The organism is Aequorivita sediminis, from assembly GCF_032080575.2.
Taxonomy (GTDB): Bacteria; Bacteroidota; Bacteroidia; order Flavobacteriales; family Flavobacteriaceae; genus Aequorivita; species Aequorivita sediminis.
This window is the reverse complement of record NZ_JAVLSO020000001.1, coordinates 321,557-333,844: the sequence shown is the minus strand read 5'-3', so window position 1 is coordinate 333,844 and position 12,288 is coordinate 321,557. Positions and strand designations below refer to the sequence as shown.

13 protein-coding genes are annotated in these 12,288 nt (G+C 34.9%); 6 read left to right on the top strand and 7 right to left on the bottom strand.

Translation table 11 applies throughout. From position 1 onward, the window contains the following. Positions 1 to 47 precede the first annotated feature (47 nt). Positions 48 to 863 (top strand): DNA/RNA non-specific endonuclease, encoded by an 816-nt coding sequence (locus RT250_RS01570; RefSeq protein WP_313111521.1) that lies wholly within the window; start codon positions 48 to 50, stop codon positions 861 to 863. A gap of 46 nt (positions 864 to 909) precedes the next feature. On the opposite strand, the gene rodA is transcribed toward RT250_RS01570, so the two are convergent. The 6 genes from rodA to purH form a co-directional block, all read right to left on the bottom strand. Beyond that, entirely contained in the window at positions 910 to 2,145 is a 1,236-nt protein-coding gene (gene rodA / locus RT250_RS01565; RefSeq protein ID WP_313111519.1) for a rod shape-determining protein RodA, read from the bottom strand. Positions 2,146 to 2,165: 20 nt separating this feature from the next. Next, a complete protein-coding gene (gene mrdA / locus RT250_RS01560; RefSeq protein ID WP_313111517.1) occupies positions 2,166 to 4,034 on the bottom strand; it encodes a penicillin-binding protein 2 in 1,869 nt (622 codons plus the stop codon). Next, a complete protein-coding gene (gene mreD / locus RT250_RS01555; RefSeq protein ID WP_313111515.1) occupies positions 4,031 to 4,540 on the bottom strand; it encodes a rod shape-determining protein MreD in 510 nt (169 codons plus the stop codon). The genes mrdA and mreD overlap by 4 nt, the downstream gene beginning before the upstream one ends. Continuing rightward, positions 4,530 to 5,357, bottom strand: a complete 828-nt coding sequence (gene mreC / locus RT250_RS01550) for a rod shape-determining protein MreC (RefSeq protein ID WP_313111513.1) — start codon at positions 5,355 to 5,357, stop codon at positions 4,530 to 4,532. Before mreC ends, mreD begins: the two co-directional genes overlap by 11 nt. An 88-nt stretch (positions 5,358 to 5,445) precedes the next feature. After that, on the bottom strand, positions 5,446 to 6,474 hold the full coding sequence (locus RT250_RS01545; RefSeq protein ID WP_313111511.1) for a rod shape-determining protein: 1,029 nt from the start codon (positions 6,472 to 6,474) through the stop codon (positions 5,446 to 5,448). Between the two features lie 65 nt (positions 6,475 to 6,539). Continuing rightward, complete coding sequence (purH, locus tag RT250_RS01540; RefSeq protein ID WP_313111510.1) at positions 6,540 to 8,072, bottom strand: bifunctional phosphoribosylaminoimidazolecarboxamide formyltransferase/IMP cyclohydrolase; 1,533 nt, start codon at positions 8,070 to 8,072, stop codon at positions 6,540 to 6,542. A gap of 135 nt (positions 8,073 to 8,207) precedes the next feature. Here purH and RT250_RS01535 point away from each other — a divergent pair, with 135 nt between their 5' ends. Continuing rightward, positions 8,208 to 9,464: an ABC transporter permease gene (locus tag RT250_RS01535; RefSeq protein ID WP_313111508.1), complete on the top strand. Its 1,257-nt coding sequence runs from the start codon at positions 8,208 to 8,210 to the stop codon at positions 9,462 to 9,464. A gap of 119 nt (positions 9,465 to 9,583) precedes the next feature. On the opposite strand, the gene RT250_RS01530 is transcribed toward RT250_RS01535, so the two are convergent. Then, complete coding sequence (locus RT250_RS01530) at positions 9,584 to 10,039, bottom strand: GAF domain-containing protein (protein WP_313111506.1); 456 nt, start codon at positions 10,037 to 10,039, stop codon at positions 9,584 to 9,586. A gap of 134 nt (positions 10,040 to 10,173) precedes the next feature. Here RT250_RS01530 and xrtF point away from each other — a divergent pair, with 134 nt between their 5' ends. The 4 genes from xrtF to RT250_RS01510 are packed head-to-tail and all read left to right on the top strand — an operon-like array spanning position 10,174 to position 12,227. Next, on the top strand, positions 10,174 to 10,731 hold the full coding sequence (gene xrtF / locus RT250_RS01525; protein ID WP_313111504.1) for an exosortase family protein XrtF: 558 nt from the start codon (positions 10,174 to 10,176) through the stop codon (positions 10,729 to 10,731). Further along, positions 10,728 to 11,162: an exosortase F system-associated membrane protein gene (locus RT250_RS01520; protein ID WP_313111502.1), complete on the top strand. Its 435-nt coding sequence runs from the start codon at positions 10,728 to 10,730 to the stop codon at positions 11,160 to 11,162. Before xrtF ends, RT250_RS01520 begins: the two co-directional genes overlap by 4 nt. Before the next feature lie 36 nt (positions 11,163 to 11,198). Continuing rightward, positions 11,199 to 11,750 carry a DUF3347 domain-containing protein gene (locus tag RT250_RS01515; protein ID WP_313111500.1) on the top strand — a complete coding sequence of 184 codons (552 nt, stop codon included), beginning with the start codon at positions 11,199 to 11,201 and terminating at the stop codon, positions 11,748 to 11,750. 57 nt (positions 11,751 to 11,807) lie between these two features. Then, the gene (locus RT250_RS01510) at positions 11,808 to 12,227 is read left to right on the top strand and encodes an HYC_CC_PP family protein (protein ID WP_313111498.1); all 420 of its coding nucleotides are present in this window, start codon (positions 11,808 to 11,810) and stop codon (positions 12,225 to 12,227) included. The last annotated feature ends 61 nt before the right edge of the window (positions 12,228 to 12,288 follow it).

Here is a 12,288-nt window from a genome sequence, read left to right as displayed (position 1 = left end):
AACAATTGAAACTTTTAAAGATTATAAGTTAATAGTATTTTTGACCCATGAATCGAAAATACATTTATCCTATAGTTATAATTATTCTTACCGTAGTATTGTACTATTCAGACGATATCTTTGATGGGAATAATAATATTATTTCAGATACATCAACACAAGTTGTTAGAAATTCTAAAGAATTTGATGACTCATTTCTTCCAGAATCTACTACTGGAGCTACAGTAAAGCACAATTATTTCACGCTTTCCTATTCTGAAGATCATGAACAGGCAGAATGGGTAGCCTATGAACTTAGTAAAAGCGACCTATCAAACAATGATTTCAAAAGACCTTATTTTGAAATTGACCATAAGGTGAAAACAACATCAGCAGACTGGCGCAATTACAAAAACTCAGGTTATGATAGAGGGCATTTAGTTCCTGCAGGTGATAGAAAAATGTCCTTTGAAGCTTATAATGAAACTTTTTTAACCAGTAATGTGAGTCCTCAAAACCGCGAATTTAATGCTGGAATTTGGAATCGTTTAGAACAAAAAGTTCGGTATTGGGCGGATAAGAACGACGGACTTTATGTGGTAACCGGAGGTGTTTTAAATGGAAATATGGAAACGATTGGGCATGAAAATGTTTCAGTTCCTAATGAGTTTTATAAAATTGTTGTAGATGTTACAAATGGCCATCATAAAGCAATAGCTTTTTTAATACCTAACGAACCTAGCGACAAATCTTTTTATGAATATGTAGTTTCTATCGACGAAATAGAAGCTAAAACGGGTATAGATTTCTTTCCTGCTTTGCCTGATTCTATCGAAGATAAAATGGAAATTATGATTGATTTAAAAGTTTGGGGAAAGAAGTAGTTATAAAAGTTTTCCGGTTAGCAGAAAAATCTAATCTTCAACTCTGTTAGGTGTAGTAATAGTTGGCTGCATCTAGCTTTACAAATATAAAAAGTAAAATAGTAAAGCCCCATAGTCCAGATCCTCCGTAACTAAAGAAGGGGAGTGGAATACCAACGGTTGGGAATATACCAGTAACCATTCCTATATTCACAAAAAAGTGAAGAAAGATAATGGCTGCTACACTGTAGCCATAAACCCTTCCGAATTGATTTTTCTGTTTTTCAGCTTTGTAAATAATTCTGAGAATAAGGCCAACAAATAAAAGGACTACAATCATACTACCAACAAATCCCCACTCTTCACCAACCGTACTAAAAATGTAGTCGGTATGCTGTTCAGGCACAAAATTTCCTTTCGTTTGTGTGCCCTGTGTCCAGCCTTTTCCTAGCCATCCACCATTCGAAATTGCAATTTCACTTTGGTTGGTATTGTATCCAATTCCTCGTGAATCCACTTCCTTACCAAGTACTATATTAAAGCGGTCTCTATGGTGTTGTTTAAATACGTTATTAAAGATATAGCTCACTGAAAATGCAAACCCAATACAAGCAACCACAATCATTATAAATTTTAAAATGTTTGGACGTTTTTTTCTATTTCTGTAATAGACTACTCCAGCAATTATTATAACCGCTACTGCCGCCCAAACTGCTCCAAACGCTAGTGTAGAAACAAAAATAACAGTAGCAAAAAGTCCTAGTAATAAATAAACTCCGTGTAATCCTTCTCTGTATAATGGAAAGACAAATGCCGCATACACTAATACACTTCCAGGGTCTGGTTGTAGTATAATTAATATAACAGGAAGAGCTAGAATAATAAATGCCCTTATTTGATGCTTTAACTCTTGCATATTGGTTTGAATGTCACTAACGTATTTAGCAAGTGCTAAACCCGTAGCTGCTTTGGCAAATTCACTAGGTTGGATGCTGAAACCTCCAAAGTCATACCAAGCGGTTGTTCCGGCTATAGTACGTCCAAATACAAAAAGCCCAGCAAGGGAAAGTAACGAAGCTATATAAATAATACTGGCGTAATTTTCATAAAATTTTGATTCTATTGCTAAAATGAAAATGATAAGTATAAAACTCAATCCTATCCAAATCATTTGCTTGCCGTAAATCTGCTTAAAATCAAAATATCCCTGAGCAGAATCACTGAGCGATGCGGAGTAAATATTAATCCAGCCCATTGAAACTAAGGCGATGAAAATAAAGATCATCAGCCAGTCAAATTTCATATATGTTTTAGCTGCAGACATTATCTGTTAATTGTAAATGGTTTCCCGCTATACGGCTTAGCATATTCATCCTCTAAACTACCTTCAAGGATATATTTCTCCATATCCTTTCTAGTTATTTCACCTTTAATATATTTTTCAATCATTAGCCCAGCGATTCTACCTGCCCAACGTGAACCCCAATATCCGTTTTCTACAAATACAGCTAAAGCTATTTTAGGGTTGTCTTTGGGTGCAAATGCCACAAAAATAGAGTGGTCCGTAAGTTGTACTCGTTTTCCATCGATCCTGGTAAAGTTTTCGGCTGTACCTGTTTTACCGCATATTTCTATTCCTGGTATTCTAAGATATGATGCTGTTCCCGATTCGTACACTTGATACATTCCTTCAACCACAGGTTCAAAATGCTTAGGATCAATGGTTGTATGGTGTTTTTCTTTGAATTTTTGTGGAATGGTATCGGTTCCAATTATGTTTTTAATTACGTGGGGCGTATAATACCACCCTCGGTTTGCAATGGCAGCTGTAAAGTTTGCCATTTGAATTGGTGTTAGGTTAATTTCACCTTGACCAATAGAGTTTGAAATGGTAGCAGTTGAAAACCATCTGTACTTTGGAAAATTATAAAAGCGATTATAAAATTCTGAATCTGGAATAAGTCCTCTCTTTCCACTAGGAAGGTCGTAACCTAGGAAGTTACCAAGTCCAAAACTTGCTAAATGTTCTTTCCATTTATCGGTACCTTCTTGAATGGTAGCGTAGTTGTCAACAGATCTGCGATAAAGGGTTGCAAAATAAGTATTACAAGATTTGGCAATACCATATACCATACTTGTGGCGCCGTGAGCTCCGTGACATTTCATCAAGCGTCTTCCATTGTAATAGTACCCTCCAGGACAGTTTATTCGGTCGTCTTCTGTGGTTACATTTTCCTGAAGTGCTATAAGTGCTGTTAATGCCTTAAAGGGAGATCCTGGTGGATATTCACCCATTAAACCTCTATCGTATAAAGGTTTTGCAATGGTATCATACCATAATTTCGTAAAGTTTTTCGATCGGTCTCTTCCTACCATTAGCGATGGATCGTAACTAGGTGCTGTAACAAGAGCAAGGATTTCACCAGTATCTGGCTCAATAGCAACTATACCACCTCTTTTGTTAACCATTAATTCCTCACCATACTTCTGAAGTGCTGCATCTATAGTAAGTTGTATGTCTTTACCTCTTTCTGGAATTGTGTCGAATACTCCGTCTTTATAAGGGCCAATATCTCTGTTAAAGCGATCTCTTTGGATGTATTTTACCCCTTTTACACCGCGTAATACTTCCTCGTATTCTTTTTCAACACCAGCGGTTCCAATTAGTTCCCCCATTTGGTAATAGGGATTCTTTTTAATAATTGCGTTGTTTACTTCAGCAATATACCCTAGAACGTTAGCAGAGTGTTTTACTTGGTAATCGCGAAGGGAGCGACGCTGAATGTAAAAGCCTTCATACTTGTACATTTTTTCTGAAAGGGAAGCGTAATCGGCTTTATTTAATTGTGGAACAACTACCGAAGGTAACCTCGGAGAGTATATTTCAGCCTTACGTAGTACTTCTTTAAAATCTTCTTTAGAAATCTTTAAAAGTTTACAAAATTCTAAAGTATCTAATGGCTTTACATCTCTAGGAATAACCATAACATCGTACGATGGTTGATTGGAAACTAAGAGACTTTCATTGCGATCAAATATATACCCGCGTTGCGGATAATCATACATCACTTTAATAGCGCTATTTTGCTCAAGAGATTCTGGAGAAGAATCTAATACTTGCAGATAAAAAAGTCTAGCCGTGAAAAGTACACCACTTAATAAAACTAATGCTATAAGTACAACTTTTCTCATTTCGATTTTCTATTGAACAAAATCAATGTACACATTGTCAAGATTATTGTAAATATTCCTGAAAATAACGTAGATTTTAATAACAATGGTATATGTTTAAAACTAAATATTTCTAGTGAAAACATAACAAAATGATGCATTAATACTAACGAAGTGAAATAAGTAATTTTCTCTGTTGTATCTGCTTTTTTAATTTTCACAGATTTGTATTCGTAGCTTACCCCAAATGAATACTTCAAAACAAACGGACGAATGTATGCAATAAAGGCTGATGCAGCCGCATGAACACCACCTGAATCTTCAAAAATATCGATAGAAAGACCTAAAAGAAAACTTAAAAAAATTAATAAGCTTTTATTGCCATCCAGTGGAAACAATAGAATAAAATAGATATAAAGAAATGGATTGATGTGACCACCTAAATTAATATTATTAAGCAGTAGCACTTGTACAAAAACAAGCACTATAAACCTTACTATGTTAATTAATATATCGTTACTCTGCATTTTCCACACTTTTTTCTAGCTCATTGATCTCTATTGCATCATTATTTTTAATTAAAAATACGTGCTCAAGACTCGTCATATCATTAAATAAATCGATGTTTATGTAATAATAATTATCGTCATTGTCTAGGTGAAAATCCTTCACGGATCCAATCAGTACACCTTCGGGAAAAATAGTTGATCGTCCACCTGTGATAATTGTATCTCCCTTTTCAATGTCTGCAATTCTTGGGATATCAATTAACTGGGCTGTGTTTGGGTCTTTTGTATTCCAAATAAGTGATCCAAAATGACTGGATTTTTTTAATTTAGCGTTAATTCTACTTTTGGTATTCAAAATAGATTGAACCGTAGAATAGTTGGTTGAAACATCGCTTACAATCCCTACTATTCCTTTTGAAGAAATAACGCCATAATCTCTTTTAATACTATCTCTTCTACCGCTATCTAGGGTAAGTTGGTTTTTAGTTTTCGAATAGTTATTGTTTATTACTCGTGCAGAATAATACTCAAATTTGTTAATGATATTACCGCTATCTAAAGTAGGGGCTAAGTTCAATTCATTGTATTGACTTAGCTTTTTGCGGAGCATTAAATTCTCTTGTAATAAATCTTCGTTTTCCTTAGCTAGCGTAAAGTAATCTGTAATATTATTTCTCACAGTATAGACTCCACCTGTTACAACGTTTGCGGAACTTATGAATTTGTTGTTGTGGTAATTGTGAGATTGAATCGTTAAAGCAAGGGCAATAATGAACAATACAGCAAATAACAGGAAGTTTTTATTCCGTATAAAGAAAAATATTATTTGCTGCATTGCTTAATAGGTTAAAATATTCTGCTTTCTAATGGTAGCAACGCCATAAACAGTATGCTATTGTTTTTGATTAATCGCTTTTTGAAAATTATTTTATAAGTACACTTTTGAATTTATTAAGATTCTTCAAACATATACCTGTTCCACGTACTACTGCGCGTAAAGGATCTTCAGCGATATAAACTGGTAAATCAGTTTTTTGTGAAAGTCTTTTATCTAATCCGCGTAGCATTGAACCACCACCTGCAAGGTAAATACCTGTGTTGTAAATGTCGGCAGCAAGTTCTGGTGGAGTTTGTGATAATGTCTCCATTACAGCATCTTCTATACGTAGAATAGACTTGTCTAATGCTTTTGCAATTTCTCTATATGAAGTTTGTACTTGTTTTGGTTTTCCAGTTAACAAATCACGTCCTTGAACGTCCATTTCGTCTGGTGGAAGCTCAAGATCTTCAGTGGCAGCACCAATCTGAATTTTTATCTTTTCAGCGGTGCGTTCACCTACATATAGGTTATGCTGAGTTCGCATATAATATACGATATCGTTAGTAAATACATCACCAGCAATTTTAACAGATTTGTCGCAAACAATACCTCCTAGGGCAATAACTGCAATTTCTGTTGTACCACCTCCTATATCCACAACCATGTTTCCTTTTGGTTGCATGATATCAACACCAATACCAATTGCTGCAGCCATAGGTTCGTGGATTAAGTAAACCTCTTTTCCGTTTACTCTTTCGGCACTCTCTTTTACCGCCCGCATTTCCACTTCAGTAATACCACTTGGAATACAAACAACCATTCGCAATGAAGGTTTAATCCATCTCTTTTTTAGAGCAGGAATATCGCTGATAAACATATTTATCATCTTTTCACTCGCGTCAAAATCTGCAATTACACCATCTTTTAAAGGACGGATTGTCTTGATGTTTTCGTGCGTTTTCCCCTGCATCATAGCGGCTTCACGACCTACCGCAATTATTTTCCCAGTAGTGCGATCGCGGGCAACTATAGATGGTGCATCCACAACTACTTTGTCATTATGAATTATCAGTGTGTTCGCGGTACCAAGGTCAATGGCTATTTCTTCAGTTAGGAAGTCAAAAAATCCCATAGTTTTTAATTAGCGGTGTTGTATATTAAGCTGTTGTACTTTATGTTAACAAATGTAATGATTTTTTAATGCTTAAAATGACGTGTTCCTGTAAATACCATTGCCATATTATGCTCATTACAATAATCAATACTTAGTTGATCTTTAATAGAACCTCCAGGCTGAATTACTGCAGTAATACCTGCATTGTCTGCAATTTCCACACAATCGGGGAAAGGGAAAAATGCGTCACTCGCCATGACAGCTCCTTCAAGTTCAAAATTAAACGACTTTGCTTTGTCAATTGCCTGCCTTAATGCATCTACACGGCTCGTTTGTCCGGTTCCACTAGCGCAAAGTTGTTTTCCTTTTGCTAAGACAATTGTATTACTCTTAGTGTGCTTGCATATTTTAGAAGCAAACAACAAGTCTTCTAACTCAGATGAACTAGGTTTATTGTTAGTCGAATGTGTTAAAATATCAGCAGTATCGGTAATATTGTCTTTATCTTGAACTAAAACTCCGTTCAAACAAGTTCTTACAGTTTTTGAAGGTAGTTCAATTTCTTTTTGAATTAATAAAATTCTATTCTTCTTTCCTTCTAAAATTTCTTGAGCTGGTTTTGAGTAAGAAGGAGCAATTACTACTTCACAAAAAAGACTGTGAATTTCATTAGCTGTAGCTTCGTCAATTTCAACATTACTGATTAAAATTCCCCCGAAAGCCGAAACAGGATCACCTGCCAATGCATCTAAGTAAGCTTCTTTTACAGTGTCACGTTGTGCAATTCCACAGGCGTTGTTATGTTTAAGAATAGCAAAAGTTGGTGCTTCGCCTTTAAATTCGTTCATAAGGTTTACTGCGGCATCAACATCCAGGAGGTTGTTGTAGCTCAATTCCTTACCGTGAAGTTTAGTGAACATTTCGTCAAAATCTCCGAAGAAAAATCCTTTTTGATGTGGGTTTTCGCCGTAACGTAATTCCTGCCCTTTAGTTTCACTTATCTTAAACGCTGCTATGTTTTCTTCTGAATTGAAATAATTAAAAATAGCAGTGTCGTAATTTGAAGAAATATTAAATGATTTTGCAGCAAAACGCTTGCGATCTTTAAGTGAAATTTCTCCATCGTTTGCTGAAATTAATTCTAAAAACTCAGCGTAATCATCAACTGAAGATACACAAATAGTGTCATTAAAGTTTTTAGCTGCTGCACGAATTAACGAAATACCACCAATGTCAATTTTTTCAATTATCTCTTCTTCTGACGCTCCAGAAGCAACAGTTTTTTCAAAAGGGTATAAATCAACAATAACAGCATCCAACTGTGGAATGTTAAATTTTTCCATTTCCGCAACATCACTCTCGTTATCTTGTCGGTTTAAAATTCCTCCAAAAACTTTTGGGTGTAATGTTTTTACACGGCCTCCAAGAATTGAAGGATAATCGGTTATATTTTCAACGGCAACTACATCGATGCCTAAATCGTTAATGAATTTTTCGGTACCTCCAGTTGAGTAAATTTTTACATTTTGTTCATGTAACTTTTTTACGATTGGAGCTAGTCCTTCTTTGCTAAAAACAGAGATTAAAGCTGACTTGATTTTCTTGGAATTGTTCATTGCTAAAAATTAAGGTGCAAAAGTACATAATTGAATAGTAAATTTGTAACATATACAATGAGAAAACGTCTTACTTTTAATAAATTTATCAACCAGGTCGAAAACGAAATCGCCAATCGCTAATTTAAAATCTTAATGCTAATATATCTTCGCGTTTTAAAGGAAAGTTTCAACTTCGCATTAAATGCACTTCGGAACAATAAATTGCGGACTTTTTTGTCTTTAGTTGGAGTAACTATTGGAATTTTTTCGATTATAGCTGTACTTGCAGCAGTAGATTCTCTAAAACGGGAGATAGAGGGGAGCATGAGTGGATTAGATAATAGTACAATCATCATAATGCGTTTTAGTTTTGGGCCTACCGAAATCCCCCGTTGGAAATGGCAACAGTTTCCAGATGTTACTTACGACGAATTTCAATACATCGAACGAAATACTCCAAATTTAGAAGCTGCATCCTTTACATTAGGTGTGCCAAACGAAAGTATAAAGTCTGAAAGCAATCAGGTAGATAATGTGCCGATTGGTGCGGTTACAGAAACCTATTACGACATTGAAGCACTCAAGCTTGGCCAAGGAAGGTTTTTTAATGCTGCAGAATCTAATAGCGGCTCTATGGTTGTGGTTTTAGGTGATGAAATTGCGAACCAACTTTTTGGAGATGCTGCTAATGCCATTGGAAAAGAAGTGAGAATTTACGGCCGAAGATTTAATGTAATTGGAGTTTTAGAAAAAGAAGGGGCTGGTTTATTTGGGAATTCAAAAGATACTTCTGTTTGGATTCCAGTAAATATTGTTAGACGAATATTTGGCGATAATAACAAAAATACTTTCCCGCAAATTGTAGTAAAACCAGAAAAAGGAGTTGACAATGCCGAGTTTATTGCAATGTTAACCCAACAACTTCGATTAAAACGTGGTATAAAACCAGATGAGGTTAGTACTTTTTTTATTAATCAACTTCAAGGCTTTGCCGATTTAATAGACAATATTACAGGAAGTATGAACCTTATTGGGTTAATAATCAGTGGGTTTTCATTATTAGTCGGAGGTTTTGGAATTGCAAACATTATGTTTGTGAGTGTAAAAGAACGAACCAATTTAATTGGAATTCAAAAGTCACTTGGAGCTAAAAATAAATTTATCCTATTCCAGTTTTTGTTTGAAGCTATAATCTTAGCTGTAATAGGCGGTTTGATAGGGTTGTTCTTAGTATTTATAGTTTCGATCTTGGCATCGCAATTTACAGGCGATTTTGAATTTGTGCTCTCACCCTGGAATATGCTTATCGGTACTGCTATAAGTGCAGCTATAGGTTTAATATCTGGAATACTTCCTGCTATTTCAGCATCGAGATTAGATCCAGTTGAAGCAATTAGAACAGGAATGTAGAACATTGCGATTTGCAGAAGTATCATATTAAAATCAAAATTCCAAAAGCAATTTATTATGCCTTTGGAATTTGTTAAGTATTAGTACATTCAGTTCTAGAATTTATTCAGTGGTTGCTACTAGAGTATCGCCGCCACTTTTTCGTTCACCCATTCTAAAAACTTCTCGTCTGCTTCAGTAAATGGGTCTGCAGTATTAGAGTCGATGTCTATCTGACCAATGTTTTTACCATCTTTAAAAAGTGGAATTACAATTTCAGCTTTTACGGTAATGCTACAAGCTATATAATTGTCTTGTGCTTTTACGTCTGGTACTACAAAATTTTGGTTGCTAACGGCTACTTGTCCGCAAATCCCTTTTCCAAAAGGTATAACTGTATGATCTGTTGGTTCGCCTGCAAATGCTTTTAAGTGAAGTGTTTTTTCGGCTTCATTTGCAAAATAAAACCCAACCCAATCGTAATATTTTACAGTTGATTGTAGTAATTCGCAAACATGATTTAGGCGCTCATTTGTACTCACAGCATCATTAGCTAGAATTGTTTTTATTTTTGGTTTTAACTCTGAAAATGGCATAGTTTTATAGTGTCTAATATGATTAGACAAAAGTATTTTAAAATGCTCGTTAATCACCAAGAACAAATAATGTATTTTTGTTAAAATTGCACTAAAAAATAAACCGTAACTTTCAAATTTTTAAAAACTAACCGGTGAAGGAACTCTTGTTTAAATACAAATCAGTGGTGCGCTTTGTAGGTCTATTTATCGGAACATATTTGTTGCTAGCAATTCTGTATTCAGTTTATTTGAATTTGTCTAAAAACGGTTCTTTTTACCCTGATTATTTAACACATCTTGTCGCTAAACAGAGTGTTGCTGTATTGAATACTTTTGGTTACGTAGCGTATTTAAATCCAGCGCAAAGCGTAGAAGGGATGTTGTTGACAATAGACGGGAGATATACCGTAAATATTGTAGAAGGTTGTAACTCGGTGAGTGTAATTATACTTTTTGTAGCCTTTATAATTGCATTTGCAGAAAAGTTCAAAAAAACCATTCTTTATATCTTTGCAGGTGCAGTATTAATTTACATTATAAACATAATTCGAATAGCCATTTTAACCGTAGCGCTTTATAAATTTCCCGAATATGAAAATGTGCTTCACGCCGTAGTTTTTCCTGGAATAATTTATGGTTTCGTATTTATGTTGTGGATACTATGGGTGCGATTGTTAAATGTGAATCCGAAATCAAATCTTGCAAAGTGAGTAAGTTAATAAGGGTATTATTAGTTGTAATTTTCACTTCCTTGTTAGTGCTAATTCGCGCTTTTGAAGACGCACTTTTTTATGATCCTCTCTTGAGTTTTTTTAAATCCGATTATAAAACCGCGCCTCTTCCTGAAATGGATGTGCTTTCGTTGTATGCAAGTACAGCCTTTCGGTTTATACTAAACTCAGTTATTTCACTAGGAATTATATCCCTACTATTTAGGAATTGGGAGGTAATTAAAATTTCATCGCTTCTTTATGCAATACTTTTCGTGGTCCTAATGATTGTATTCAGTACAATAATCTACACTTCAGAAGGAACATCGAGTCATTTTGTGCTTTTCTATGTACGTCGTTTTTTAATTCAACCATTATTTCTATTGATATTACTTCCAGCCCTTTATTTTCATAAGTACAATTCAAATTGAAATTAATATATTTGCAACTTAAATTTAAAAATAATTATGAAAAAGTTATCTTTTGTAGTTTTAGCATTTATAGCTATTGCATTTACGTCTTGTAAAGACAATGAGAAAAAGGTGGAAGAACCTGAAGTAGTTACTGTAGATAATACTGCTTCTGAAAAAGAAGTTTATGAAATTTCAGAAAGAGAAGCTGAATTCAACGATCCTAATGTAGAAGCTATTTTTGATCAATATATTGAAGTTCAAGAAGCGTTAGTGAACACCGATGCTAAAAAAACAGCTACAGAGTCCTCTAAACTTGAAGTTCTTTTTAAGGAAGTGGAAGTAAGTGAAGCTACTCAAACAGCAGTTGCTACTATGGCTGCAACAGAGGATGTTAATGTACAACGTGAGCATTTTGAAACTCTTACTGCAGGGATTGAAGGGATGCTAGAAGGAGCATTAGCGTCTGGTACACTTTACAAGCAATATTGCCCAATGGCTTTCAATAATAAAGGTGCTGCCTGGATTAGCAGTGGTAAAAATATTCTAAATCCTTATTTCGGTGATAAGATGCTGAAATGTGGTAGGGTTGATTCCGAAATTAACTAATTACAAAAAAGCCTTCCAATATTTCGGAAGGCTTTTTTTTTGTACTTTTGCTTCGCAATGAAAAAATTGATATCCATATTTTTGTCTATACTGATGCTTGCTAGCAGTACTGGGATAGCTTATGCCCAACATTTTTGCGGCGGTATGGAAATCACTTCTGAGGTTACATTAGTCGAAAAACAGCTTTCCTGCGGAATGGATGCAGAATCTCCCGACTCTTATTGCGAGATGGAAAAGTTAGCTTCTGAGGCCCCAGACTGTTGCGATAACCATATAACTAAAATACAAACGGACGAAAATTTTACAAAGGCATCTTTTGATGTTGAGTTAAACAAAACCTTTGTCGCTTCATTTGTTTCGGTGTTTGTTCTTCAAGAAGTTGATATAACTTCTTTTCAAAAAATCTTCTATGCGGAATACAATCCGCCATTTCTCGAACGGGATTTAAACGTTCTATACGAGACCTACTTAATTTGATACCTTAAATCTATTTGTGCTTATATTTCATTAACTTGGAATATGGGTTTTGCTGTTTAAT